Annotated in this window: 25 protein-coding genes, 1 tRNA gene and 1 pseudogene; 16 read left to right on the forward strand and 11 right to left on the reverse strand. The window is 66.8% G+C overall.

Annotated features, from left to right (window positions below):
- A partial coding sequence (locus G3N94_RS28575; RefSeq protein ID WP_205796050.1) for an NAD-dependent epimerase/dehydratase family protein occupies positions 1-754 on the forward strand: 754 nt, incomplete at its 5' end.
- Here G3N94_RS28575 and G3N94_RS28580 read toward each other — a convergent pair.
- Complete coding sequence (locus G3N94_RS28580) at positions 737-925, reverse strand: hypothetical protein (protein ID WP_124597796.1); 189 nt, start codon at positions 923-925, stop codon at positions 737-739. The two genes, G3N94_RS28575 and G3N94_RS28580, sit on opposite strands and share 18 nt — an antisense overlap.
- Before the next feature lie 106 nt (positions 926-1,031).
- A complete protein-coding gene (locus tag G3N94_RS28585; RefSeq protein WP_205796052.1) occupies positions 1,032-1,748 on the reverse strand; it encodes a 16S rRNA pseudouridine(516) synthase in 717 nt (238 codons plus the stop codon).
- A 125-nt stretch (positions 1,749-1,873) separates the two neighbouring features.
- On the opposite strand from G3N94_RS28585, the gene G3N94_RS28590 reads away from it, so the two are divergent.
- The 3 genes from G3N94_RS28590 (at position 1,874) to G3N94_RS28600 (ending at position 4,315) form a co-directional block, all read left to right on the forward strand.
- Entirely contained in the window at positions 1,874-2,257 is a 384-nt protein-coding gene (locus G3N94_RS28590) for a copper resistance protein CopC (RefSeq protein ID WP_205796054.1), read from the forward strand.
- Positions 2,258-2,435: 178 nt separating this feature from the next.
- Positions 2,436-3,209 carry an SDR family oxidoreductase gene (locus G3N94_RS28595; RefSeq protein ID WP_205796056.1) on the forward strand — a complete coding sequence of 258 codons (774 nt, stop codon included), beginning with the start codon at positions 2,436-2,438 and terminating at the stop codon, positions 3,207-3,209.
- Between the two features lie 185 nt (positions 3,210-3,394).
- Positions 3,395-4,315: a LysR family transcriptional regulator gene (locus G3N94_RS28600; RefSeq protein ID WP_205796058.1), complete on the forward strand. Its 921-nt coding sequence runs from the start codon at positions 3,395-3,397 to the stop codon at positions 4,313-4,315.
- Between the two features lie 12 nt (positions 4,316-4,327).
- On the opposite strand, the gene G3N94_RS28605 is transcribed toward G3N94_RS28600, so the two are convergent.
- On the reverse strand, positions 4,328-4,495 hold the full coding sequence (locus G3N94_RS28605; protein WP_205796060.1) for a hypothetical protein: 168 nt from the start codon (positions 4,493-4,495) through the stop codon (positions 4,328-4,330).
- 129 nt (positions 4,496-4,624) lie between these two features.
- Between G3N94_RS28605 and G3N94_RS28610 the strand changes: the two are divergent.
- Positions 4,625-4,942, forward strand: a pseudogene (locus G3N94_RS28610) (PAAR domain-containing protein); the annotation flags it as partial.
- Positions 4,943-5,166: 224 nt separating this feature from the next.
- On the forward strand, positions 5,167-6,276 hold the full coding sequence (locus G3N94_RS28615) for a type VI immunity family protein (protein ID WP_205796064.1): 1,110 nt from the start codon (positions 5,167-5,169) through the stop codon (positions 6,274-6,276).
- A gap of 269 nt (positions 6,277-6,545) precedes the next feature.
- On the opposite strand, the gene G3N94_RS28620 is transcribed toward G3N94_RS28615, so the two are convergent.
- From G3N94_RS28620 to G3N94_RS28630, 3 genes are all read right to left on the reverse strand, one after another.
- Positions 6,546-6,630 (reverse strand) — tRNA-Leu (locus tag G3N94_RS28620).
- Between the two features lie 88 nt (positions 6,631-6,718).
- Complete coding sequence (locus G3N94_RS28625) at positions 6,719-7,876, reverse strand: ABC transporter substrate-binding protein (protein ID WP_205796066.1); 1,158 nt, start codon at positions 7,874-7,876, stop codon at positions 6,719-6,721.
- Positions 7,877-7,986: 110 nt separating this feature from the next.
- Positions 7,987-8,928: a CysB family HTH-type transcriptional regulator gene (locus tag G3N94_RS28630; protein WP_124597786.1), complete on the reverse strand. Its 942-nt coding sequence runs from the start codon at positions 8,926-8,928 to the stop codon at positions 7,987-7,989.
- Between the two features lie 218 nt (positions 8,929-9,146).
- On the opposite strand from G3N94_RS28630, the gene G3N94_RS28635 reads away from it, so the two are divergent.
- From G3N94_RS28635 to cobA, 6 genes are all read left to right on the forward strand, one after another.
- Positions 9,147-10,826, forward strand: coding sequence for a nitrite/sulfite reductase (locus tag G3N94_RS28635; RefSeq protein WP_205796068.1), 1,680 nt, complete (start codon positions 9,147-9,149; stop codon positions 10,824-10,826).
- A 25-nt stretch (positions 10,827-10,851) separates the two neighbouring features.
- Complete coding sequence (locus tag G3N94_RS28640) at positions 10,852-11,394, forward strand: DUF934 domain-containing protein (RefSeq protein ID WP_205796070.1); 543 nt, start codon at positions 10,852-10,854, stop codon at positions 11,392-11,394.
- Positions 11,391-12,140 carry a phosphoadenylyl-sulfate reductase gene (locus tag G3N94_RS28645; RefSeq protein ID WP_205796071.1) on the forward strand — a complete coding sequence of 250 codons (750 nt, stop codon included), beginning with the start codon at positions 11,391-11,393 and terminating at the stop codon, positions 12,138-12,140. The genes G3N94_RS28640 and G3N94_RS28645 overlap by 4 nt, the downstream gene beginning before the upstream one ends.
- 75 nt (positions 12,141-12,215) lie before the next feature.
- On the forward strand, positions 12,216-13,178 hold the full coding sequence (cysD, locus tag G3N94_RS28650) for a sulfate adenylyltransferase subunit CysD (RefSeq protein ID WP_205796073.1): 963 nt from the start codon (positions 12,216-12,218) through the stop codon (positions 13,176-13,178).
- A 22-nt stretch (positions 13,179-13,200) separates the two neighbouring features.
- On the forward strand, positions 13,201-14,517 hold the full coding sequence (locus G3N94_RS28655; protein WP_205796075.1) for a sulfate adenylyltransferase subunit 1: 1,317 nt from the start codon (positions 13,201-13,203) through the stop codon (positions 14,515-14,517).
- Between the two features lie 96 nt (positions 14,518-14,613).
- Complete coding sequence (gene cobA / locus G3N94_RS28660; RefSeq protein ID WP_205796077.1) at positions 14,614-15,366, forward strand: uroporphyrinogen-III C-methyltransferase; 753 nt, start codon at positions 14,614-14,616, stop codon at positions 15,364-15,366.
- 84 nt (positions 15,367-15,450) lie between these two features.
- Here the strand turns inward: cobA and G3N94_RS28665 are convergent, their stop codons facing one another.
- Genes G3N94_RS28665 through lptF form a run of 3 tightly spaced genes read right to left on the reverse strand, consistent with a single transcriptional unit; the run spans position 15,451 to position 18,154 of the window.
- Positions 15,451-15,879 carry a CbiX/SirB N-terminal domain-containing protein gene (locus G3N94_RS28665; RefSeq protein WP_205796079.1) on the reverse strand — a complete coding sequence of 143 codons (429 nt, stop codon included), beginning with the start codon at positions 15,877-15,879 and terminating at the stop codon, positions 15,451-15,453.
- 25 nt (positions 15,880-15,904) lie between these two features.
- The gene (gene lptG / locus G3N94_RS28670; RefSeq protein ID WP_205796081.1) at positions 15,905-17,053 is read right to left on the reverse strand and encodes an LPS export ABC transporter permease LptG; all 1,149 of its coding nucleotides are present in this window, start codon (positions 17,051-17,053) and stop codon (positions 15,905-15,907) included.
- Between the two features lie 3 nt (positions 17,054-17,056).
- On the reverse strand, positions 17,057-18,154 hold the full coding sequence (lptF, locus tag G3N94_RS28675) for an LPS export ABC transporter permease LptF (RefSeq protein WP_205796083.1): 1,098 nt from the start codon (positions 18,152-18,154) through the stop codon (positions 17,057-17,059).
- 122 nt (positions 18,155-18,276) lie between these two features.
- Between lptF and G3N94_RS28680 the strand changes: the two genes are divergently transcribed.
- The 3 genes from G3N94_RS28680 to G3N94_RS28690 are packed head-to-tail and all read left to right on the forward strand — an operon-like array spanning position 18,277 to position 20,894.
- Positions 18,277-19,788 (forward strand): leucyl aminopeptidase, encoded by a 1,512-nt coding sequence (locus tag G3N94_RS28680; protein ID WP_205796085.1) that lies wholly within the window; start codon positions 18,277-18,279, stop codon positions 19,786-19,788.
- Between the two features lie 34 nt (positions 19,789-19,822).
- Positions 19,823-20,239 carry a DNA polymerase III subunit chi gene (locus G3N94_RS28685; protein ID WP_205796087.1) on the forward strand — a complete coding sequence of 139 codons (417 nt, stop codon included), beginning with the start codon at positions 19,823-19,825 and terminating at the stop codon, positions 20,237-20,239.
- A gap of 25 nt (positions 20,240-20,264) precedes the next feature.
- Positions 20,265-20,894, forward strand: coding sequence for a DUF2486 family protein (locus G3N94_RS28690; RefSeq protein WP_205796089.1), 630 nt, complete (start codon positions 20,265-20,267; stop codon positions 20,892-20,894).
- Between the two features lie 24 nt (positions 20,895-20,918).
- Here the strand turns inward: G3N94_RS28690 and G3N94_RS28695 are convergent, their stop codons facing one another.
- Together G3N94_RS28695 and ilvD are read right to left on the reverse strand one after the other, a co-directional pair.
- The gene (locus G3N94_RS28695) at positions 20,919-21,242 is read right to left on the reverse strand and encodes a c-type cytochrome (RefSeq protein WP_205796091.1); all 324 of its coding nucleotides are present in this window, start codon (positions 21,240-21,242) and stop codon (positions 20,919-20,921) included.
- Between the two features lie 124 nt (positions 21,243-21,366).
- Complete coding sequence (gene ilvD / locus G3N94_RS28700) at positions 21,367-23,040, reverse strand: dihydroxy-acid dehydratase (protein WP_205796093.1); 1,674 nt, start codon at positions 23,038-23,040, stop codon at positions 21,367-21,369.
- A gap of 142 nt (positions 23,041-23,182) precedes the next feature.
- On the opposite strand from ilvD, the gene G3N94_RS28705 reads away from it, so the two are divergent.
- Positions 23,183-23,569: LysR family transcriptional regulator (locus G3N94_RS28705; protein WP_205796095.1), on the forward strand; the 387-nt coding region annotated here is incomplete at its 3' end.

Genomic DNA, 23,569 nt, shown 5'->3' on the forward strand with positions numbered 1-23,569 from the left:
TGCGCTCGTCGCGGCGCTGACCGCGCCCGCACGGCGGACGTCGTTTCAGCCGGCGCCCGCGTATGGCAGGCTGCGCAGTGCTCGCGCGGCTGCCAGGCCGGCCGGCGCGCCCGTCCGGGCAGCGCGTATTGTACCCGACGGCTTTCGCGCGCAGCGGCTCGTCTACGCCAGTACGACAGGCGTTTACGGCGACTGCGGCGGCGCGCGCATCGACGAGACGCAGCCGCTGCGACCCGCGAACCCGCGCGCGGTGCGCCGCGTATCGGCGGAGCGCCAGCTGCGCGCCGCGACCGTGCGCGGCGTGCTGTCCGCGCGGATCGTCCGGATCCCCGGCATCTATGCGGCGAACCGGCTGCCGCTCGCGCGCCTCGAACGCGGCACGCCGGCGCTCGAACCAGCCGACGACGTCTATACGAACCACATCCACGCGGACGACCTCGCGGCGATCCTGCGGCGCGCGGCAGTGCGCGGCAGGCCGTCGCGCGCGGTGCACGCGTCGGACGACAGCGAACTGCGGATGGGGGAGTATTTCGACCGGGTCGCGCACGCGTTCGGCCTGCCGCCGCCGCCGCGCGTGAGCCGTGCCGACGCCGAGCGCCTGCTCGAACCGGCGCTGCTGTCGTTCATGCGCGAGTCGCGGCGGCTGTCGAATGCACGCCTGAAGCGCGAATTGTGCGTGACGTTGCGCTATCCGACCGTAGACGAATTCCTTCAAACGCTCGGGACCGGCCACGCATCAGGTCAGCGCCGGTAACGCCTCGATCAGCAGGAAGCACAGCAGCGCGCCGATCAGCGCGCCAATCAGGTTCGGATGATATTTGTGCTTCGCGCGCATGAAGGCCAGCAGCCCGCCGATCGCGAGCGTGCCGACCACCGCGAACGCGAGCATCACGTAGGACATGTCGATCGAATTGGTCGTATGCATGATGTCTCCCCAGCATCGCTGCTCGTAACAGCTTGTAATTCGAGTATAGCGGGGGATCGCGCCGCCGCGACGCCGTCGATTGCCGAACGGTCGTGCGGATTTTCCCTTAGCGGGTTCGGGCGGCGTCGCGCAGCGACGCGAGGTCGGCCTCGCTCAGCCAGCGCCATGCGCCCGGTGCGAGGTCGGTCGGCAGCGTGAAGCCGCCGATGCTTTCGCGGTGCAGCGCCTCGACGCGATTGCTCGCGGCCGCGACCATGCGTTTCACTTGGTGATATTTGCCTTCGAGCACGGTCAGCGCGAGCACGTGCGTGTCGCGCGCGTCGGCGGCCACTGCGGCGATCGGTTTCGGCTCGCCGTGAAGCTGTACGCCGGTGCGCAGTGCGTGCAGTTGCGCGTCGTCGAGCGGGTGGCGCACGGTCGCGACGTAGGTCTTCGGCACCTTGCGCTTCGGCGACGTGTAAGCGTGGACGAACTGGCCGTCGTCGGACAGCAGCAGCAGGCCCGTCGTGTCCTGGTCGAGGCGGCCGACGCACTGAACGCCGCGGGCGGCGAGCGGTGCCGGCAGCAGGCTGAACACGCTCGCGTGATGCTGCGGATCGCGTGAGCATTCGTAGCCGGCCGGCTTGTTGAGCGCGAGATACGCGTGCGCATGGAACGGCCACGCGGTGTCGTCGACCGAGAACACGAGCCCGTCGGTGTCGAAGTCGGCATCGGGGTCGGTGCAGGATGCGCCGGCGACCGCGACGCGCGCGGCCACGATCAGCGCGCGGCACTGGCGGCGCGAGCCGAAACCCTGGGTGAAGAGAATGCGTTCGAGATCCATAGCGCGCGCATTCTATCAAGCGGCGCGGGAACGCCGGCACGACGCGCGCGCGGCTGGTAAGCTGCCGGAGCGTTTCGGGCGGCAGGCTTCGTGTGCCGCCTGGTCATTTTTTTCACGGATCCACCATGACTTTCGATCTGCTCTCGCTCAGCCGCAAGGCTGCCGCCGTCGCGCTCACCGCGACCGTCGCGACCGTTTCATCGGCCGCATTCGCGCATGCGCGGCCCGAGAAAACCGACCCGCCCGCGAACGCGGCGCTGAGCGCCGCACCGTCTGCCGTCACGATCGACTTCACCGAGAAGCTCGAGCCCGCGTTCAGCTCGATCGTCGTCGTCGACGGCGCCGGCAAGACGGTGTCGGACGGCAAGGCGAGCGTCGACGCCGCGAACCGCAAGCGGATGACGGTGCCGCTGTCCGCGGCCGGCACGAGCGCCTATACGGTGAAATGGGTGGCCGTCGCGACCGACGGCCACCGCACCCAGGGCACGTACCGGTTCAGCGTGAAGTGATCGCGGCGGCCGCGCAGCGATCCGGAGGCAGTTCGTGACCGTGTCCGGGCGCGGCAGCGCGTGATCCGCGCGCCGGATTGGATCGATTTTCTGGATAATCCATCCAGCCGCGACCGGCTGACTGGCGCAGCGCACGTGCCTACACTCGGGATTTCGTTCAACGAGAAAGGAGTCAACCGTGGCCACTCACACGCTCGCAGACAAGGTCGTCCTGATCGCAGGCGGCGCAAAGAACCTCGGCGGATTGATCGCGAAGGACCTGGCGAGCCACGGCGCGAAGGCGGTGGCGATTCACTACAACAGCGCGGCGTCGCAGCCGCAGGCCGAGGAGACGGCCGCCGCGGTGCGTGCGGCGGGCGCGGACGCCGCGACGTTCCAGGCCGACCTGACGACGGCCGCGGCGGTCGAGCAGCTGTTCGATGCGGCGAAGCAGCGCTTCGGCAAGATCGACATCGCGATCAACACGGTCGGCAAGGTGCTGAAGAAGCCGATCACCGAGATCAGCGAGGCCGAGTACGACGACATGTTCGCGGTCAACAGCAAGTCGGCGTTCTTCTTCATCAAGGAGGCGGGGCGACATCTCGAGGATCACGGCAAGCTCGTCACGCTCGTGACGTCGCTGCTCGGCGCGTTCACGCCGTTCTATGCGGCCTATGAAGGGTCGAAGGCGCCGGTCGAGCACTTCACGCGCGCGGCCGCGAAGGAGTACGGCGCGCGCGGGATCTCGGTGACGGCCGTCGGGCCGGGCCCGATGGATACGCCGTTCTTCTATCCGGCCGAAGGCGCCGACGCGGTCGCGTACCACAAGACCGCGGCCGCGCTGTCGCCGTTCAGCAAGACGGGCCTGACCGACATCGAGGACGTCGTGCCGTTCATCCGCCACCTCGTGACTGACGGCTGGTGGATCACGGGCCAGACGATCCTGATCAACGGCGGTTATACGACCAAGTAAGCGGCCAGGTAAGCGGCCGGTCCGGTCCGGGCGCGGCGCGGGCCGCGTACCGCAATGGCCGGTTTGCGTGGACAATGGACGGGCGCGCGGGCGTGAAGGCCGCGCGCCTTTTTCATGTCCGCCGCCGGGCGATTGCGTCGCGTGTTGCGGCGCCCGGTTGCCCGAACGAACCCACCTCCTTGCCGATGGACAAGCTGGATCAGGTCAGAATCTTCCTGCAGGTTGCCGAGATGGGCAGCTTCATCAAGGCCGCGCATGCGCTCGACGTGCCGCGCGCGACCGTGTCGGCAGCCGTCCAGCAGCTCGAGACGGGCGTCGGCACGCGCCTGTTGCATCGCACTACGCGGCAGGTGCAACTGACGGCCGACGGCGCACTGCTGGTCGAACGCGGCCGGCGCCTGCTCGCGGAGGCCGACGAGCTCGACCGCCTGTTCCGCGGCCGCGACCGGGACGTGATCGGGCGGCTCAACGTCGACGTGCCGAGCCGCATCGCGCGGCGCGTGATCGCGCCCGCGCTGCCGTCGCTGTTTCGCCGCTACCCGAAGCTGCAGCTGTCGCTAGGCTCGACCGACCGTTCGATCGATCTCGTGCAGGAAGGTGTCGACTGCGCGATCCGCGTCGGCTGGCTCGCGGACAGCAGCCTCGTCGCGCGGCCGCTCGGCCGCTTCGTGCTGGTCAATTGCGCGAGCCCCGACTACCTGCGCGAACACGGTGTGCCGACGCATCCGGATGCGCTCGTGCACGGGCATTGGGCGGTCGGCTACGCATCGCCGACGAGCGGCCGCGAGCTGCCGTGGGAGATCTGCACCGACGGCGCCGGGCAAGCGCTGGCGCTGCCGAGCCGCGTGATCGTCAACAATGCCGAAACCTATATCGCGAGCTGCCTCGCGGGGATGGGGCTGATCCAGATTCCCCGCTTCGACGTCGAACACCTGCTCGACAGCGGCGCGCTGGTCGACGTGATGCCCGGCTATCGGGCCGCGCCGATGGACGTGTCGGCCGTGTATCCGCACCGCGGGCACCGCTCGCGCCGGCTCAATGCATTCATCGAGTGGTTCGAAGAGCTGATGGGCGGCGCGTTGCGGGAGAGCGGCGGCGACGGCTGAACGGCCGCGCGCTCATTCGGTGCGGTGCGGGATGTTGTCCGGGAACGGATAGGGCGCGTGCGGTCCCGGCCAGTCGGGCACGGGCGGCTCGCTCAGCACGTCGCATCCGCCGAGCATGAGCAACAGAACCGCGGCGAGCACGCGGCCGCAGATCGGCCGTGAAATTGCGCGCATCGACATAGGCCGCCTCCTTGCTGCGTCCTTCTGATGCTTGGACAGCCGGGCGGGGACGTGTGTTGCGGCGTGTGCGGCGGAAAATGAAATTCCTCGCGTGCTACATTCCCCACAGATTTCCTGTGAGGATTCGGCATGAGTTCTGCATTCATTCGCGAAGGCGACACGACCGACCACGGCGGCCGTGTGGTTGCCTGCACATCAACCAACATCGTTTTCGGGAAGCCGCTCGCGCTCGAAGGCGACATGGTGTCGTGTCCGAAGTGCGGCGGCGTCTATCCGATCGTTGGCGTTCGGATTCGCAGCATGACGTTCGGCGGTCGAGCCGTAGCGACCGAAGGCGACAAGACAGCCTGCGGCGCGACGCTGATCGCGTCGCAAGGTATGGCGACGGTAGAGCCGACGTCAGGCGCAGGCGGGGCGGTCGGTGCGGGCAAAAGCGTAGTCGCACAGGATGTCGCACCAGGCGTCGTCGCTCAGCTTTAATCAACCCGGTTCGGCTTGAACTGCGGGTGTGGGCGAAGCATGAGCGGCGGGTACTCGGGTGGTTCGGCGGTCGGAGGTTCGGGAAGCGGCGAGGGGCGAACGACCGTCGTAGGGGCTCGAAGCGGGTTGCCGCCAATGTCTCCAGTAGGCCCCGGATCGGCCGCCCCTGGTGCAGCCTTCCCTTAAAGATCATGACGAAAGACGAATTGGTCGCGTGGGCTCATGACCCGCGACGACAAGACACCTTGCCCTTTGGGCTTTATGAGCCCCCTTACCAAAAGGCCATCGTCGGCGCAGCTCTTGTCGTTCGGGGCGTGGTGTACTTCAAGGACGGCTATACCAAGCCGGTGCGTGAAGCCCTTGTGAAGTGTTATGAGAGCTACATGGCGGCCATCGATGAATATGCGAGGGTCTACGCGAAAGCGGCCGGGATGGAGCCGCCGCGCGCTAGCCCGATGCGCTGGTTCTACGAAGAGGGCAAGAGCCCCGTAGCCTTCGATAAGGCGCGTAAATTTCCGAGCCTGGCGCGTGACCAGTCGAGCAGCGCGCTCGTCGTTTCTGAAACAACGAGTGCCGATCACAAGCTCGCGGCAGGCTTCTTTGCGTTCGGCGTGTTTTGTTTCGAGGATTGGCAGGCTGATTACGCGCTTGATACTGTCGAATTCAGCGTGCCGCGCCGATTCCTGCAGTTGTGCCCTGGCGTGTTCGAGAGGCTGTTTGCGGAGTTCGTCACGGCGCTGCCGACCATCTGGGGGCACGCTGGTTTCGGTGTGAACCTCCCGCCCACTGAACGGGAGCCTAACGAAGCGAGCGAGAATTTTTGGTCGCGGCTGTACGGGCCCGGCATCGACGTTGGGAACCCAATGAGGCACGGGACCATCATTACGCGGGACAGGATCAAGACTGTTGACTGGCTGACGGCGCTCGATGCCGACTTTGTCAGTCGGGTCGGAGGCGCGGACAAACTGATGCTCCCGCCGGACTGGTTCCGCAAGACATTATTCGGTAACGGTGGCCTCATCATCCAAGCCGGCCCGGAGCCGGCCGCCGGTGTGCCATTGGGTAAAGGGGTACCTCCGGGGCGGCCCGCCGCGTATGTGCTGGTAAATCACGCGCTGCGCCCGATCGTGGCCGAGAAGTCCGACATTCTGCAAAGTGGCACGATCAACAGCGACGCCCCATTGCTCAATACCCGCGTGGCAACAGAGGCATGGTTGCAGCGATTCAACGTGCCCGACGATGAGCTCAACGGCTACTGGGCCGAGCTCCACAAGACGCCGAAACTGTCACCGGCATCGTGATATCGCGTTTCGCGTCGGTTCTCGGCCTGCGTTAAGACAGGTCGAGCCCTTCGGGTTCAGGCCTGGGACTCGCGGGTGTGTCCTGGGGATGGACACGGGCATCGGAGGGAACTGGAGAGGGGGCACTGAGATAAAGAAAAAGCCCCGCCTGTTTCCAGTACGGGGCTTTTGGTGCAGCTTTTGGACACACTCAGCGGTCACGTTGTGCCACTTGAGGATGTCTTTCTGGAGGGGATCTTGGCTAAACCCTTGATTCCACTCGATTTATTTGGTGCCCAGGGCCGGAATCGAACCGGCACGCCTTGCGGCGGGGGATTTTGAGTCCCCTGCGTCTACCAATTTCACCACCTGGGCTTATTCGTGGCCGCACATGCGATTGCGCGCGGCGAAAACGCAAATTATCTCCGAAAACGCGGCCCCGGGCAAGCGGCCCGTCGGCCATTCACTGGCTGAGGTAGACGAACGTGCCGTGCTTCACGATCCCCATCACGCTCGCACGCTGGTCGAGCCCGACGTGATCCTTGTCGCTCGTATTGACGACGCCGTTCGGCACGACCAGCTCGTGCGCCCCCTCGAGCTCGCGCCGCAACGCCGTGCGGAACTCGGGCGTGCCCGGCTGCGCGGTCTTCAGCGCGCGGCCGACCGCGTCGACGAGGCGCGGATAGACGCCCGCCGCGTCGCCCGCGAACTGCGTGACGGTGCCGGAGCCGTACTTGGCCTCGTACGCGTCGACGAACGCGAGCGCGGCCTTGCGGGCCGGATGGTCGACCGGCAGCGTGCGGGCGACGACGACCGGCTGCGTCGGGAACAGCGTTCCGTCCACGTCGTGGCCGCCGAGCTTGATGAATTCCGGTGTCGCAATCCCGTGCGTCTGGTAGATCTGGCCCTTGTAGCCGCGCTCGATCAGCGTGCGCTGCGGCAGCACGGCCGGCGTGCCCGAGCCGGCGATCAGGATCGCGTCCGGCTTCGCGGCGATCAGCTTCAGCGCCTGGCCCGTGACGCTCGCGTCGGTGCGGTTGAAGCGCTCGGTCGCGACGACATGGATCTTGCGCAGGTCCGCGAAACGCGTGAACTCGTTGAGCCAGCTGTCGCCGTAGCTGTCCGCGAAGCCGATGAAGCCGACTGTCTTCACGCTGTGGTTCGCCATGTAGCGAGTCATCACGTCGGCCATCGCGCGATCGCTCTGCGCCATCTTGAATGCCCACGTGCGCGCGCCTTCCTGCGGCTCGACGATCGCGCCGGAGCCAACCAGCGTGATCATCGGCGTTTGCGCGGCGGCGACCGCATCGAGCGCCGCGAGCGCGGCCGGCGTGATATTCGGCCCGATCACGACGTCGACATGGTCCTCCGACACCAGCTTGCGGATATTGCGCACCGCGGCGCCCGGGTCGGACGCGTCGTCGAGCAGCGTCACCTGCAGGTTCTGTCCGGCGATGGTCTTCGGCCACATCAGGATCGCATTCTTGCTCGTGATGCCGATCGCGGCGGCCGGGCCGGTCGTCGACAGGTCGATGCCGACCTTCAGGTCCGCGTGCGCGGCGGCGCACGCGAATACGACGGCGGCGCCGACGGCGCGGCGCAGCAGGGCGGAAAGCGTCATGCGGAGTCCTCCGGCGGGCAGAAACGAGCGGCGCAAAAACGGGCGGCGCAAAAACGGGCGCAAAAAGGGGCGCAATTCAAACTCGCGCCCCTGCCTTTATACACGCCCGGTCAAAGCTCGTACGATTCGGATTCGCCCTTGAGGGCCTGCTCGATCAGCTTGCGGTTCAGCGTCGGCGACAGCAGTTCGACGAGCGTATACACATAGCTGCGCAGATAGGCGCCCTGCTTGAGCGCGACGCGCGTGACGTTGCTGCCGAACAGGTGGCCGACCGGAATCAGCCGCAGGTTGCGGTCGCGCTCGGGGTTGAACGCGATGTCGGCCATGATCCCGACCCCGAGGCCGAGCTCGACGTAGGTCTTGATCACGTCGGCGTCGATCGCCTCGAGCACGATGTCCGGCGACAGCCCGCGCAGCGCGAACGCATGATTGATCTTCTTGCGGCCCGCGAACGCATCGTCGTAGGTGATCAGCGGGTATTGCGCGAGATCGTCGAGCGTCGGCGTCTTGCGCTCGAGCAGCGGGTGATCGACGGGCACGACGGCCGCGTGGTGCCACTGGAAGCAGGGCAGCGACACGAGATCCTTGTAGTCGGCAATCGCCTCGGTCGCGATCGCGACGTCGGCCTGGTCGTGGATCACCATCTCGGCGACCTGCGTCGGGCTGCCTTGCAGGATCGACAGGTGCACCTTCGGGTAGCGCTTCTTGAATTCGGCGATCGCGGCCGGCAGCGAGTAGCGCGCCTGCGTGTGGGTCGCCGCGATCGTCAGGTTGCCCTGGTCCTGCGCAGCGTAATCCTTTCCGACCCTTTTCAGGCTTTCGACCTCCTGGAGGATCCGCTCGACCGACGCGAGGATGATCCGACCGGGCTCGGTCAGCGAGCGCACGCGCTTGCCGTGCCGCGTGAAGATTTCCACGCCCAGTTCATCTTCAAGCTCGATGATCGCCTTGGATACGCCCGGTTGCGACGTGTACAGCGCCTTGGCCGCCTCGGTGAGGTTGAAATTCTGCCGGACGGCTTCGCGCACGAAGCGAAATTGGTGCAGGTTCATTTATAACCCTTCCGCATATCAACAGAATTTTTTAGTCGTTTGAAATATAAGGCGAGTTTATTACGATTCACCGGAGTTTTTCAAATATGGATATCTGTTTTCGTCATTAGCAATCCACCGGGCCGCGGATGGCCGGTAGCGGTGATGGCGGAACGGAGATTCTGGCGCGGCGTGGCTAGGACGTCGCGCGGTCACCACGAAAACCCTGGGGTCCCCGAATGTATCAGTACGACCAATACGACCAGACAATCGTCGACGAGCGCGTCGCGCAGTATCGCGACCAGGTGCGCCGTCGCTTGTCGGGCGAGTTGAGCGAAGACGAGTTCCGCCCGCTGCGTCTGCAGAACGGCCTGTACATGCAGCGTCACGCGTACATGCACCGCATCGCGATTCCGTACGGCAACCTGCGCAGCGACCAGCTCCGGATGCTGGCCCGCATCGCACGCGAGCACGACCGCGGCTATGGCCACTTCTCGACCCGCTCGAACATCCAGTTCAACTGGATCCAGCTGGAAGAGACGCCCGAGATCCTCTCGAAGCTCGCGTCGGTGCAGATGCACGCGATCCAGACCTCGGGCAACTGCATCCGCAACATCACGGCCGACCAGTTCGCCGGTGTCGCGCAGGACGAGGAGATCGATCCGCGTCCGTGGTCGGAAATCCTGCGCCAGTGGTCGACGTTCCATCCCGAATTCCTGTGGCTGCCGCGCAAGTTCAAGATCGCCGTGTCGGGTTCGAAGGACGACCGCGCGGCCGTGCAGATCCACGACCTCGGCGTGTACCTGAAGAAGAACGCGCAGGGCGACGTGGTCGCGAGCATTCTCGCGGGCGGCGGCCTCGGCCGTACGCCGATCGTCGGCGCGGTGATCAAGGAAGACCTGCCGTGGCAACACCTGCTCACCTACTGCGAAGCCGTGCTGCGCGTGTACAACCGTTACGGCCGCCGCGACAACCTGTACAAGGCGCGGATCAAGATCCTCGTGAAGGCGCTGTCGCCCGCGAAGTTCGCGCAGCAGGTCGAGGAAGAGTGGCAGCACCTGAAGGACGGCCCGTCGACGCTCACGCAGGCGGAACTCGATCGCGTGTCGCAGTACTTCCAGCCGCCCGCGTACGAGAAGCTGGCCGACACCGACGCGTCGTTCGAACAGCACCTGCTCGAGAACAAGGCGTTCGCGCGCTGGGTCGAGCGTAACGTCGCGCCGCACAAGGTGCCGGGCTATGCGGCCGTCACGCTGTCGCTGAAGGATCATCGCGCGGCGCCGGGCGACGCGACCGACCAGCAGATGGAACAGGTGGCCGACTGGGCCGATGCGTACTCGTTCGGCGAACTGCGCGTGTCGCACGAGCAGAACCTGATCCTCGCGAACGTGAAGAAGCGCGACCTGTTCGCGGTGTGGGAAAAGGCGAAGGCCGCCGGTTTCGCGACGCCGAACATCGGCCTCTTGACCGACATCATCGCGTGCCCGGGCGGCGACTTCTGCTCGCTCGCGAACGCGAAGTCGATCCCGATCGCGCTGGGGATCCAGCAGCGCTTCGACGATCTCGACTACGTGTACGACCTCGGCGACCTGTCGCTGAACATCTCCGGTTGCATGAACTCGTGCGGCCACCACCACGTCGGCAACATCGGCATCCTCGGCGTCGACAAGGACGGCGCCGAGTGGTACCAGGTGTCGCTCGGCGGCGAGCAGGGCACGGGCCAGAACGGCGCGCGCCTCGGCCGCGTGATCGGGCCGTCGTTCTCCGCGCACGAGGTGCCGGACGTGATCGCGAAGCTGATCGATACGTTCGTCGAGTCGCGCATCGACGGCGAGCGCTTCATCGACACGTACGATCGCATCGGCATCGCGCCGTTCAAGGAGCGCGTCTACGCCGCGCGCCAGGCTGTGAACGCGTAACCAACCGGGTAGAAGGAATTAGCAGATGGCTTCGATTATCAAGAACCGCGCAGTGATCGACGACGCATGGCAGGTCGTGCGCGCGGCGGAAGACGGCGCACTGCCCGCGGTCGACGCGTTGCCGGCCGGCAAGGTGCTGGTGCCGTTCGCATTGTGGCAGGCGGAGCGCGCGGCGCTCGTCGCCGCGAAGACGAAGGACGAACTCGGCGTGTGGCTCGCGCCGGACAGCGAACCGGCGGAACTCGCGGCCGACTTCGGCGCGATCTCGCTGATCTCCGTCGATTTCCCGCGCTTCGCGGACGGCCGCGGCTACAGCATCGCGCGCCTGCTGCGCGAGCGCCACGGCTGGACGGGCGAGCTGCGCGCGATCGGCGACGTGCTGCGCGACCAGTTGCTGTACATGTCGCGCTGCGGCTTCGACGCGTTCGCAGTGCGCGCGGACAAGGACATCCACGACGCGCTGAACGCGTTCACGGAATTCACGCAGCGTTATCAGGGTGCGTTCGACCAGCCCGAACCGCTGTTCCGTCGCCGCGAGGCCGCGGCCGACGCCAAGGTGAGCGCATGAGCACCGTGACCGCCACCGCACTGACGCCGGAACTCGCCGCGAAGGTCGAACGGCTCGACGCGCTGCTCGCGCAGATCGGCGCGCGCCATCCGAACGTGAAGTTCGCGAGCAGCCTCGCGGCCGAGGACATGCTGGTCACGCACGCGATCCTGTCGAAGGGCGTGTCGATCGGCATCTTCTCGCTGAACACGGGCCGCCTGCATGCGGAGACGGTCGGCATGATCGACCGTGTGCGCGAGCGTTACGGCTACGAGATCGAGCAGTTCCATCCGCAGCAGGATGCGGTCGACAAGTATGTCGCCGACCACGGCCTGAACGCGTTCTACGAGAGCGTCGAGCTGCGCAAGTCGTGCTGCCACATTCGCAAGGTCGAGCCGCTGAACCGCGCGCTCGCCGACGTCGACGCGTGGGTCACGGGCCAGCGCCGCGAGCAGTCGGTCACGCGTGCGGAGCTGCACGAGGAAGAGCACGACGACGCGCGCGGCATCGCGAAGTACAACCCGCTGGCCGACTGGACGGAAAGCGACGTGTGGGCCTACCTGAACGCATTCGACGTACCGGTCAACCCGCTGCATGCGCGCGGCTACCCGAGCATCGGCTGCGAGCCGTGTACGCGCGCGATCCGTCCCGGCGAGGACAGCCGGGCGGGCCGCTGGTGGTGGGAATCGCGCGATTCGAAGGAGTGCGGACTGCACATCTCGATCACGCCGATTCCCGCGGCGGCCGAGGCCGGCACCGCGCACTGAACGACCGACACAAGACCGAACATGCGCCGCCTGCGGAAGCGGGCGGCACGAACCCAGAAAAGAAGGACTGAAATCATGAGCACGACGCTCGAGCAATCCGCCTTTGCCCCGCCCACCGGCGACGACAGCCGCATGGGCCACCTCGACTGGCTCGAGGCCGAGTCGATCCATATCCTGCGCGAACTCGTGGCCGAGTGCAGCAAGCCGGCGCTGCTGTTCTCGGGCGGCAAGGATTCGGTCGTCGTGCTGCATCTCGCGCTGAAGGCGTTCGGCCTCGGCGCGAATCGCAAGACGTCGCTGCCGTTCCCGCTCGTGCACATCGATACGGGCCACAACTATGAAGAAGTGATCGACTTCCGCGATCGCCGTGCGAAGGAGCTCGGCGCCGAGCTGATCGTCGGCCACGTCGAGGATTCGATCAAGCGCGGCACCGTCGTGCTGCGCCGCGAGACCGATTCGCGCAACGCCGCGCAGGCCGTCACGCTGCTCGAGACGATCGAGCAGCACGGCTACACCGCGTTGATCGGCGGTGCGCGCCGCGACGAGGAGAAGGCGCGCGCGAAGGAGCGCATCTTCTCGTTCCGCGACGAATTCGGCCAGTGGGATCCGAAGGCGCAGCGCCCGGAACTGTGGAGCCTGTTCAACGCGCGCCTGCACAACGGCGAGCACCTGCGCGTGTTCCCGATCTCGAACTGGACCGAGCTCGACGTGTGGCAATACATCGCCCGCGAGAACCTCGAACTGCCGTCGATCTACTATGCGCACCAGCGCGAGATCGTACGCCGCAACGGGCTGCTCGTGCCCGTCACGCCGCTCACACCGATGCGTGAAGGCGAGACGAGCGAGCTCGCGCAAGTGCGCTTCCGCACGGTTGGCGACATCAGCTGCACGTGCCCGGTCGAGAGCGACGCGGACGACGTCGAGAAGATCATCGCCGAGACGGCGGTGACCGAGATCACTGAACGCGGCGCGACCCGGATGGACGATCAGGCGTCCGAAGCCGCGATGGAACAGCGCAAGAAGCAAGGTTATTTCTGAAGCACACGAGGACATTCACATCATGAGCATCATCGAGAACAACGAAGACCTCGGCGTGCTGCGCTTCATCACCGCGGGCAGCGTCGACGACGGCAAGAGCACGCTGATCGGCCGCCTGCTGTATGACAGCAAGGCCGTGCTGTCCGACCAGCTGTCCGCGCTGTCGCGCGCGAAGAACAAGCGCACGGTCGGCGACGAGCTCGACCTCGCGCTGCTGACCGACGGCCTCGAAGCCGAGCGCGAGCAGGGCATCACGATCGACGTCGCGTACCGTTACTTCGCGACGGCCAAGCGCAAGTTCATCATCGCCGACACGCCGGGCCACGAGCAGTACACGCGCAATATGGTGACGGGCGCGTCGACCGCGCAGGCGGCGATCATCCTGGTCGACGCGACGCGCGTGACGGTCGAGAACGGCGTCGCGGAACTGCTGCCGCAGACCAAGCGCCACAGCGCGATCGTCAAGCTGCTCGCGCTGCAGCACGTGATCGTCGCGATCAACAAGATGGACCTCGTCGACTACAGCGAAGCGCGCTTCAACGAGATCCGCGACGCGTACGTCGTGCTCGCGAAGCAGCTCGGCATCACCGACGTGCGCTTCGTGCCGGTGTCGGCGCTCAAGGGCGACAACATCGTCGGCGCGAGCGAGCGCATGCCGTGGTATGCGGGCGAACCGCTGCTCGACGTGCTCGAGACGCTGCCCGTCGAGACGCAGGCGCATGACGCGCTGCGCTTCCCGGTGCAGTGGGTCGCGCGCCAGGACGGCAGCTCGGCCGACGACTTTCGTGGCTACATGGGCCGCATCGAAGCGGGCGAGGTGAAGGTCGGCGACGAGATCGTCGTGCTGCCGTCGAACCGCACCGCGACGGTTGCCGAGATCATCGCGCCGGTGCCGGGCGGCACCGCGGCTGTCGAGCATGCGTTCGCGGGCCAGACGGTGACGATCCGCCTCACGGAGGACGTCGACGTGTCGCGCGGCGACATGTTCGTCGCGACGGGTGAAACGGTCGCGCCGGCGAAGAAGCTCGAGGCCGATCTGTGCTGGTTCGACGAGACGCCGCTGTCGCCGCAGCGCAAGTACCTGCTGAAGCAGACCACGAGCACGGTGTTCGCGAAGATCGGCGCGGTCAAGCAGGTGCTCGACGTGCACACGCTGTCGCACGCGACCGACCGCCACGAGCTGAAGATGAACGACATCGGCCGCGTCGCGCTGACGCTGCAAAAGCCGATTGTCTGCGACACGTACGATGCGCATCCGGGCACGGGCGCGTTCGTGCTGATCGACGAGGCGACGCATCATACGGTCGCCGCGGGCATGATCCGGGCGTTCTCGGCGTAATCGGAGCAATCGGCATAACGGGCGTAATCGGCAAACCCCGCCGCGCCGCTTCGGGCGGCGCGGACCGATGCCGGCGCTTGCAGGGAAGTGATCAATATGGGCAAGGTGTATCTGATCGGAGCAGGGCCGGGCGCGGCGGACCTCATCACGGTGCGCGGTGCGCGGCTGCTCGCCGAGGCCGACGTCGTGCTGCACGACGCGCTCGTCGAGCCGGCGATGCTCGACTACGCGCCGAACGCGCGCAGGATCGCGGTCGGCAAGCGCTGCGGGCAGCGCTCGACCGCGCAGCAGTTCATCAACAAGCAGATCGTCGATGCGGCGCGCGAGCATGCGCGCGTCGTGCGGCTGAAGGGCGGCGATCCGATGCTGTTCGGCCGCGCGGACGAGGAAATGCGCGCGCTCGAGGCGGCCGGCATCGACTACGAGATCGTGCCGGGCATCACCGCGGCGCTGGCCGGCGCGGCGACGCTGAAGCGTTCGCTGACGCTGCGTGGCGTCGCGCGCAGCGTCGCATTCGCGACGCATAGCCGCGCGCCGGGCAGCGACGAGATCCGCGAAGCGGCGCGCGCCGATTCGATCGTCTACTACATGGGCCGCGACAGTGCGCCCGGCATTGCGCAGCAGTTGATCGACGCGGGCCGCGCGCCGTTGACGCCGGTCGCGATCGTCGAGGCGTGCAGTACCGCGCGCGAACGCACGCTGACACTGACGCTCGCCGCGATGGCGGCAGGCGACGCGCAGGCGTGGCTCGATCCGGCGGAACCGAGCCTGCTGATGATCGGCGATGCGTTCGCGGAGCGTGCGCCGCACGCGAAGGCGGCCGCGCACGCGTTGCGCGATGCGGCCTGAGCGGCAGAGAACGCGATCCCGAAACGAAAAGCGCTGGCATCTGCCAGCGCTTTGCTTTTGTGCGGACCGAATGCGCGTCGGCGCCTAAGCGTCGTCGCCGGCCTGATCGAGACAGTAGCGCGCGATCGCATCGAGCACGCCGTCGTCCTCGCCGACCGCGGTCGCACAGCGGATCTCGACGCCCGGATGCGCGGCGCGACACGCGTCGACGAGCTGCGGCAGGTCGCGCCGGATATGGCCACCCTGGCCGAAAAACACCGGCACCACGGTGATGCGTGTGCATCCGGCCGCCACCTGCGTGGCGATCGCGGTGTCGAGCGACGGCGTCATCAGCTCGAGGAACGCGAGCGAAACCAACGAGGCGGGCGAAGCAGGCGAGGCGGGCGAAGCGGACGAAGCAGCCGCATCGGCGCCGCGTGCCGCCCGCAGCCGCGCCGCGAGCCGCTCGAACGGCTCCGCCCAGCGCGGATCGCGGGCGCCGTGCCCGAACAGGACGATACCGTGCGAACTCATGCGGCCCTCCATCGCGTGCCGGCGCTCAGTGCCGGTCGACCCATTTGAGCGCGAACAGGCCGAGCCCCAGGTAAATCAGGCCGGGGGTCGCCGCCGTCAGCGGCGCGGGCCACGTGTTCAGCGTGCCGATATGCGAGAACAGCGTATTGAGGAGCTGGAAGCTCATGCCGAGCATGATGCCGCCGAACACCTTCACGCCGACCACGCCCGCGCGCGTGTGCAGATACGCGAACGGCAGCGACAGCACCAGCATCACGAACACCGCGAACGGATACAGCAGCTTGCGCCACAGCGCGATGTCGTAGCGCTGCGTGTCCTGCTGGTTTTCCTTCAGGTGCTGGATGTAGCGGAACAGGTTGATGATCGACATCCGGTCCGGCGACACGAGCAGCACGGACAGGATCTGCGGCGTCAGGTCCGAGCGCAGCCGGTATTCCGGCAGCATGACCTGCTGCGACCGGTAGACGGGGTTCAGCGCGTCGGCCGGCTGGCCGCCGATCGGCTTGATCGGCGTGAGCTCGGTCTCGGTCACGCCGGTGAGCAGCCAGTGGCCGGGCGGCTCGTAGCGCCCCGTCTGCGCGATCCGCACGTTCTGCAGCTCGAACTTCGAATCGAATTCGTAGATCCGCACGTTGCTGATCGTCGAATCCGGCGCGAGGCTGCCGACGTTCACGAAGCGCGTGACCTGCTCGCCGTTGTCGCGGGCCGTGAGCGTGTCCTTCACCCACACGCCGGACTGGAAGTTCGACGACACCGACGCGCCGAGCGCCTGCAGCCGCACGCGTTCGGACAGCTGGTCGGCATACGGGCCGACGAACTCGCCGATCAGGTAGGTGATGATCACGAGCGGAATGCCGATCTTCAGCAGCGAGCGCAGCGCCTGGTTGGTCGCGAGGCCCGACACGCGGAAGATCGTGAATTCCGAGTTCGCGGCCATCTGCGCGAACACGTAGATCGCGCTGATCAGCGCGGCCACCGGGATGATCTCGTAGAAGCGCGACGGCGTCTGCAGCGCGACGCGCAGCACCGCGTAGCCGAACTTGTAGTTGCCGTGCCCGACCGAGTTCAGTTCGCTGATCAGGTCGAAGAAGAAGAACAGGCCCGAGAACGCGAACAGGATGAAGACGAACGTGACGTAGATCTGTCGCGCGAAGTACTTTTCATAGAGCCGCATCGATCATGCTCCCGTCGAGCGGCTGAACAGCGCGCGTGTGAACAGCGGCCGGTTGCGCACCCGCAGCCAGAAGATGACCGCGACGATCGCCGCGACGACCAGGTGCAGGCCGACGAGCCCGACGCCGAACGACATCTTGCCCTGCTCGATCTGCGCCTGCACGACGTTCAGCAGGTTCGAGTAGGTCAGGTAGATCAGCACGGCCATCACGAGGTTGATCGTGCGGCTGCGGCGCGGGTTCTGGTACGCGAGCGGGATGCCGAGCACCATCAGGTTGAGCGCGATCAGCGGCAGCCCCGCGCGCCACGCGAACTCGGCGAGGTTGTCGCGAGTAGGGTTGCGCAGCAGGTCGGGGGTCGGCGTGCTGTTGGTGGTCGGCACGTTGACGACCGGCTTGCTCGTGATCTTCACGCCGTAGCGCTCGAACTCCATGATCTTGAAGTTCGGCTGGCCGGGCGTGCCGTCGTAGCGGCGGCCGTCCTCGAGCACGACGAAGCGGTCGCCGTCCTTCGAGGTTTCCGTGTGGCCCGTCTGCGACACGACGACGTTGACCTTGCCGTTCTCGGTCGACGTGACGAACACGTTCTGCACCTTCGACTGGTCCGGCGTCATCTTCTCGATGAAGAACACGCGATGGTTCGTGGCCGATTCGCGGAACTGGCCGGGCGCGAGCAGCGAGATCTCGTCGCGCTGCTGGAAGCGCGCCTTGATCAGCTTGCTCTGCTGGTTCGACCACGGCCAGCCGACGAACGCGAAGAACGCGATCAGCAGCACGATCGGCGTCGCGAACACGCCGATCGGCTTGATCAGGCGCGTGAGGCTCACGCCGGACGCGAGCCAGACCACCATTTCGGAGTCCCGGTACCACCGGGTCAGCACGAACAGGATCGACACGAACAGCGTGACGACGAGCATCACCGCGAGGTAGCCGATCACGGTCAGGCCGATCAGCACGAGCACGTCCCGCGGATCGATTTCGCCGGACGCGGCGTAGCCGACGATGCGGATCATCATCGTCGTGAGCATGATCGTGAGCAGCACCATGAACACGGCGCCAGCCGTATACGCAAGCTCGCGCTGGAGGGAGCGTTCGAAGATCATTCTTGATGAGAAGAGGGCAGGGCGCTGCGCACGCGTGGAGGGGCGCTCGCGCCGCCACGGGAAAAATAGCGGATAATTGCGGCTTTCATCCTTAGCCCAGATTTTATCCGAGGACAAGCGCGATGGACTTTAGCATAAAAGGCTGTGATTGGAGCAAAGGCGAGTCGAAGGGGTTCCTGACCGGGAAATCCGACTGCATCGTGCTCGGCATCTTCGAGGCGCAGACGCTGTCGGGCGCCGCGCTCGACATCGACACGGCGACCAAGGGCCTGATCTCGCGCATCGTGAAGGCCGGCGACATGGACGGCAAGCGCGGCAAGACGCTGTTCCTGCACGAAGTGCAGGGTATCGGCGCATCGCGCGTGCTGCTCGTCGGCCTCGGCAAGCAGGACGCTTTCAACCAGAAAGCCTACACCGATGCAGTCACGGCCGCTTGGCGCGCGCTGCTCGCGACCCGGGTCGTCCAGGTCACCTTCACGCTGGCCCAGCTTCCGGTCGACGAGCGCAGCTCCGACTGGGGCGTGCGCACGGCGATTCTTGCACTGCGCAACGAAACCTACCGCTTCGTGCAGCTCAAGAGCAAGCCGGAACCGGTGTCGCATGCGCTGAAGCGCATCGTGTTCAGCGTCGACCCGGCCGACGAGAAGACCGCGAAGGTCGCGGTCAAGCAGGCCGTCGCGCTCGCGAACGGGATGGATCTGACCCGCGATCTCGGCAACCTGCCGGGTAACGTCTGCACGCCGACTTACCTCGCGAACACCGCGAAGCAGATCGCGAAGGATTGGGGCCTGAAGGCCGAGGTGCTCGGCCTGAAGCAGATCCAGGCGCTGAAGATGGGTTCGTTCCTGTCGGTCGCGCGCGCATCGGTCGAGCCGCCGCAGTTCATCGTGCTGCATTACCAGGGCGCCGCCGCGAAGGCCGCGCCGGTCGTGCTGGTCGGCAAGGGCATCACGTTCGACACCGGCGGCATCTCGCTGAAGCCGGGCGAGGGCATGGACGAGATGAAGTACGACATGTGCGGCGCGGGCTCGGTGCTCGGCACGATCCGCGCGGTCGCCGAAATGGGCCTGAAGATCAACGTCGTCGCGATCGTCCCGACCTGCGAGAACATGCCGGGCGGCAACGCGACGAAGCCGGGCGACATCGTCACCAGCATGAAGGGCCTGACGATCGAGGTGCTGAACACGGACGCCGAGGGCCGCCTGATCCTGTGCGACGCGCTGACCTACGCGGAGCGCTTCAAGCCGGCCGCGGTGATCGACGTCGCGACGCTGACGGGCGCATGCATCATCGCGCTCGGCAACCACAACAGCGGCCTGTTCTCGAAGGACGATGCGCTCGCGGGCGAGCTGCTCGACGCGTCGCGCGAGGCGAACGACCCGGCATGGCGCCTGCCGCTCGACGACGAGTACCAGGACCAGCTGAAGTCGAACTTCGCGGACATCGCGAACATCGGCGGGCGTCCGGCCGGCAGCGTGACGGCCGCATGCTTCCTGTCGCGCTTCACCGACAGCTACCCGTGGGCGCACCTCGACATCGCGGGCACCGCATGGAAGAGCGGCGCGGCGAAGGGCGCGACCGGCCGTCCGGTGCCGCTGCTCGCGCAGTTCCTGATCGATCGCGCCGGCCAGTGATGGCGGTGCGTGACACGTTGCGGGCGAGCGGGCAATGACGCGGATCGATTTCCACACGAACGTCGGCGACTCGCTCGCCTACGCGTGCCGGCTGCTGCGCAAGGCCTACCAGGCCGGGCAGCCGGTCGTCGTGCTCGCGGAGCCCGTGCGCCTGCGCGCGCTCGACGAGCGGCTCTGGACGTTCTCGCCGCTCGATTTCATTCCGCATTGCGGGGTCGACAGCGCGCATGCGGCCGATACGCCGATCCTGCTCGCGGCCGACCTCGACAACACGCCGCATCACCAGATACTGTTGAATCTCGGTGCGGCGGTGCCGGTGCAATTTGCACGCTTCGAGCGGCTGCTCGAGGTGGTCGGCAACGAGCCGGCCGAACTGAGCGCGGGGCGCGAGCGCTACCGCTTCTATCGCGATCGCGGCTACGCGCTGAACAACTACAAGCAGGGTAGCTAGCCGAACCCGTCGACGGAGTATCCACGTGGGGCAAGCCGATTCATCCTCGATCCCGACGCTGACCGACGTGCTGGTGCCGGGCAAACCGGCGCCGGCGCAGCAGTCCGCGGTCGATGCGCCGCATGACGACGCAGCGATTCCGCTGCTGACCGATGTGGTCGCGCCGGGCAAGCCGGCGCCCGCAGCGGTGGCGGAGCCCGGCGTGTCGCCGGTTGCGGCTGCGGTGCCCGCGGCGGCAGAGCCCGGCGCGGCGCCTGTCACGGCTGCGGTGCCTGAAGAAGTCGAAGCCGACCCCGATACAGTGATCGTCGAGCCGGTGCCGACGCCGCATGTGCCGGCGGTCGAGTGGCCGCCTCTCGCGGCTGTTGCCGATGCGCAGGCGCCGGCTGTATCGGCTGCATCGGCCGCACTGACGGCAGAAGACGCGCAGCACATCGCCGAGCGGCTGCGCGACCGGTTGACGAATTACCTGACCGGGGAAGGGCGCGAAGCAATCGAGGCGCGTTGCCGCGACGCGCTGCACGACCACACCGCGTGGCTCGTCAGCCAGATCACGCGTGAAGTGGCGCTCGCGCTCGAAACCGAAGTGATGGAGTGGGTGCGCGACGCGGTCGACACGGAGATCGCGCGCCGCAGCGCAGGCCATCCGGGCTGAACCGGAGCGCCGCTCCAGCCAGACTTACTTCAGCGACAGCACCCAGTGGGCGAGCGCGTGCGCCTCGGCGCCCGTCAGTTGCGTGTTCGCGGGCATCGGCACGTTGCCCCAAACGCCAACGCTGCCTTTCACGATCGTCTGCGCGAGGTAATCGCCGGCGTCGCCGCGGGTGGCGTACTTGTCGGCGATGTCGTGGAACGACGGACCCATCAACGGCTTGCTCACCGCATGGCAGGCCATGCAGTTCTTGCGTTGCGCGAGCGTCAGGCCATCGGTCTGCTCGGCGTGCGCGGCCGCGCTGCCGACCATCAGGGTCAGGATCGTTGCGCGCAATATCGTCTGTTTCATGCAATTCTCCGCCGGCGGCACCGCCGGCTTGACGTCTGCGCATTATAAAAGCAAAGGGAGCGCACGTTTTTGCGCTCCCTTGGCATCAGACCGGATCAGGGCCGCATCACAGCCGCGCGTGGCCTTAACCGGTGACGGCGCCCTGGTTAGCCGGACGCGCGAGCGCCGCGAACTTCGCGAGCACGCCGCGCGTGTAGCGCGGCGCCGGCTGCTGCCACGCGGCGCGACGGCGCGCCAGTTCGGCGTCGTCGACATCCAGCTGCAGCAGCAGCCGGTGCGCGTCGATCGTGATCGAGTCGCCTTCGTGCACGAGCGCGATCGTGCCGCCGACGAACGCCTCCGGCGCGACGTGGCCGACCACCATGCCCCAGGTGCCGCCCGAGAAGCGGCCGTCGGTGATGAAGCCGACCGACTCGCCGAGCCCCTTGCCGATGATCGCCGACGTTGGCGCGAGCATTTCCGGCATCCCCGGGCCGCCCTGCGGGCCGAGATAGCGCAGCACGAGGATGTCGCCCGCGTGGATCCGGTCGCCGAGGATCGCTTCCATCGCGCTCTGCTCGTCGTCGAACACGCGCGCGGGGCCGGTGATCACCGGGTTCTTCAGCCCCGTGATCTTCGCGACCGCGCCGTCTTCCGCGAGGTTGCCCTTCAGGATCGCGAGGTGGCCTTGCCTGTACAGCGCCTGGTCGATCGGGTAGATCACTTTCTGGTCCGCGCGCGGCGTGCTCTGCACGTCCTTCAGCTCGTCGGCGAGCGTGCGGCCCGTGATCGTGATGCAGTCGCCGTGCAGCAGGCCCGCGTCGAGCAGGATCTTCAGCACCTGCGGAATGCCGCCCGCCTGGTGCAGGTCGGTCGCGACATACTGGCCGGACGGCTTCAGGTCGCAGATCACCGGCACGCGCTGGCGGATCCGCTCGAAGTCGTCGATCGTCCAGTCGACTTCGGCCGCGTGCGCGATCGCGAGGTAATGCAGCACCGCGTTGGTCGAGCCGCCCGTCGCCATGATCAGCGACACCGCGTTTTCGATCGATTGCTTCGTGATGATGTCGCGCGGCTTCAGGTCACGCTTCACCGCTTCGACCAGCACGCGTGCCGATTCGGCCGCGGAGTCGACCTTTTCCTGGTCCGGGTTCGCCATCGTCGACGAATACAGCAGCGACATGCCGAGCGCCTCGAACGACGAGCTCATCGTGTTCGCGGTGTACATGCCGCCGCACGAGCCGGTCGTCGGGCAGGCGTTCTGCTCGACCCCTTCGAAATCCTCCTGCGACATCCGGCCCGCGGTGAACTCGCCGACCGCCTCGAACGACGACACGATCGTCAGGTCGCGGCCCTTCCAGTGGCCGGGGCGGATCGTGCCGCCGTACACGTAGATGCCCGGCACGTTCAGGCGGGCGAGTGCGATCATGCCGCCCGGCATGTTCTTGTCGCAGCCGCCGACGACGACCACGCCGTCCATCCACTGGCCCTGCACGCAGGTCTCGATGCAGTCGGCAATCACTTCGCGCGACACGAGCGAGTACTTCATTCCCTCGGTGCCCATCGACATGCCGTCCGAAATGGTCGGCGTGCCGAAGATCTGCGGGTTCGCGTCGGCGGCCTTCACGGCCGCGACCGCCGCATCCGACAGGCGCTGCAGGCCCGCGTTGCACGGCGTGATCGTCGAATGGCCGTTGGCGATGCCGATCATCGGCTTGTCGAAATCGTCCTTCCGGTAGCCGAGCGCGTAATACATCGAGCGGTTCGGCGAACGGGCCACGCCTTGCGTGACGTTCTTCGAGCGGCGGTTGTATGACATGGGGACTCCATCCTGGTGGGGGTGATGGCGGCGGGTGCGTCCGCAGGCGGCGCATCGGCTCGGGTAAGGCAAGAATGCAATGTCCGTTTGAGCGTGTCCAATATATTATTCATCGCCTATTAGGTCGTTTCTCATATGACTGATGCCTGACCTGACCCCCGATCTGCGCCAGTGGCGCTATTTCCTGACCGTCGCCGAGGAGCGCCATTTCGGCCGCGCGGCGACGCGCCTGCTGATCACGCAGCCGCCGCTGTCGCAGGCGATCCGCGCGCTCGAGGAGCAGCTCGGCGTCGCGCTGTTCGTCCGCACCAAGCGCTCGGTTGCGCTGACGGCGGTCGGCGCGGCGCTGCTGCCGGACGTGCGCAAGCTGCTCGAAGCGGCCGATGCGCTGCCGCCCCGTGCGCAGAGCCTCGCGCGCGGCGAGACCGGCTCGCTCGCGCTCGCGTTCGTGTCGACCGCCGATTACGGCTTGCTGCCGTCGTTGCTGCGCGCGTTCGGCGCGCGCTATCCGCAGGTGCGGCTGCAGCTC

This window comes from Burkholderia sp. Ac-20353 (assembly GCF_017104785.1).
GTDB lineage: Bacteria > Pseudomonadota > Gammaproteobacteria > Burkholderiales > Burkholderiaceae > Burkholderia.

Coding starts and splice junctions, on each gene's coding strand:
- G3N94_RS28580 (WP_124597796.1), bottom strand. CDS start 925: ATGCATACGACCAATTCGATCGACATGTCCTACGTGATGCTCGCGTTC.
- G3N94_RS28585 (WP_205796052.1), bottom strand. CDS start 1,748: ATGGATCTCGAACGCATTCTCTTCACCCAGGGTTTCGGCTCGCGCCGC.
- G3N94_RS28590 (WP_205796054.1), top strand. CDS start 1,874: ATGACTTTCGATCTGCTCTCGCTCAGCCGCAAGGCTGCCGCCGTCGCG.
- G3N94_RS28600 (WP_205796058.1), top strand. CDS start 3,395: ATGGACAAGCTGGATCAGGTCAGAATCTTCCTGCAGGTTGCCGAGATG.
- G3N94_RS28605 (WP_205796060.1), bottom strand. CDS start 4,495: ATGTCGATGCGCGCAATTTCACGGCCGATCTGCGGCCGCGTGCTCGCC.
- G3N94_RS28615 (WP_205796064.1), top strand. CDS start 5,167: ATGACGAAAGACGAATTGGTCGCGTGGGCTCATGACCCGCGACGACAA.
- G3N94_RS28625 (WP_205796066.1), bottom strand. CDS start 7,876: ATGACGCTTTCCGCCCTGCTGCGCCGCGCCGTCGGCGCCGCCGTCGTA.
- G3N94_RS28630 (WP_124597786.1), bottom strand. CDS start 8,928: ATGAACCTGCACCAATTTCGCTTCGTGCGCGAAGCCGTCCGGCAGAAT.
- G3N94_RS28635 (WP_205796068.1), top strand. CDS start 9,147: ATGTATCAGTACGACCAATACGACCAGACAATCGTCGACGAGCGCGTC.
- G3N94_RS28640 (WP_205796070.1), top strand. CDS start 10,852: ATGGCTTCGATTATCAAGAACCGCGCAGTGATCGACGACGCATGGCAG.
- G3N94_RS28645 (WP_205796071.1), top strand. CDS start 11,391: ATGAGCACCGTGACCGCCACCGCACTGACGCCGGAACTCGCCGCGAAG.
- cysD (WP_205796073.1), top strand. CDS start 12,216: ATGAGCACGACGCTCGAGCAATCCGCCTTTGCCCCGCCCACCGGCGAC.
- G3N94_RS28655 (WP_205796075.1), top strand. CDS start 13,201: ATGAGCATCATCGAGAACAACGAAGACCTCGGCGTGCTGCGCTTCATC.
- cobA (WP_205796077.1), top strand. CDS start 14,614: ATGGGCAAGGTGTATCTGATCGGAGCAGGGCCGGGCGCGGCGGACCTC.
- G3N94_RS28665 (WP_205796079.1), bottom strand. CDS start 15,879: ATGAGTTCGCACGGTATCGTCCTGTTCGGGCACGGCGCCCGCGATCCG.
- lptG (WP_205796081.1), bottom strand. CDS start 17,053: ATGCGGCTCTATGAAAAGTACTTCGCGCGACAGATCTACGTCACGTTC.
- lptF (WP_205796083.1), bottom strand. CDS start 18,154: ATGATCTTCGAACGCTCCCTCCAGCGCGAGCTTGCGTATACGGCTGGC.
- G3N94_RS28680 (WP_205796085.1), top strand. CDS start 18,277: ATGGACTTTAGCATAAAAGGCTGTGATTGGAGCAAAGGCGAGTCGAAG.
- G3N94_RS28685 (WP_205796087.1), top strand. CDS start 19,823: ATGACGCGGATCGATTTCCACACGAACGTCGGCGACTCGCTCGCCTAC.
- G3N94_RS28695 (WP_205796091.1), bottom strand. CDS start 21,242: ATGAAACAGACGATATTGCGCGCAACGATCCTGACCCTGATGGTCGGC.
- ilvD (WP_205796093.1), bottom strand. CDS start 23,040: ATGTCATACAACCGCCGCTCGAAGAACGTCACGCAAGGCGTGGCCCGT.